We start from the raw sequence: 449 nt of genomic DNA, 5'->3' as shown, positions 1-449 counted from the left end.
ATCTACATGACCGCCGATGAAGAGGCCGAACTTGCGGTCCGCTTTGGCGCCTTGATCAACGAGCAATTTCCCCACCTGTCCATCCAGCGCGAGGCCTTGCCCGACATCGACTGGATCGCCAAGTCGCTCGAAGGCCTGAAGCCGGTTCGCGCCGGCCGCTTTCTGGTCCATGGCAGCCATGACGCCGAAAAGGTCGGTCCGGGCGATATCGGCATCCTGATCGAGGCCGGCCAGGCCTTCGGCACCGGCCATCATGGCACCACGGCCGGCTGCCTCGACATGATCGGCGATGTGCTGAAGTCACGCAGAGTCAGGAACGCACTTGACCTAGGGACAGGCTCGGGCGTGCTGGCAATCGCTGCCTATCGCCTGGCACGCATCCCTGTCGTCGCCACCGACATCGACCCCGTCGCCGTCCGCGTGGCGCGCGACAACGCGCGCATCAACGG

The 449-nt window shown here is 65.0% G+C and carries 1 protein-coding gene; it reads left to right on the top strand.

The window, feature by feature from the left end; genetic code table 11:
• The coding region (locus AC1D0P_RS29575) for a 50S ribosomal protein L11 methyltransferase (protein ID WP_477679988.1) at positions 1-449 on the top strand (449 nt) is incomplete at both ends.

It is taken from the genome of Polaromonas sp. P1_G2 (assembly GCF_056405515.1).
This window is presented reverse-complemented; position numbering and strand designations above follow the sequence as displayed.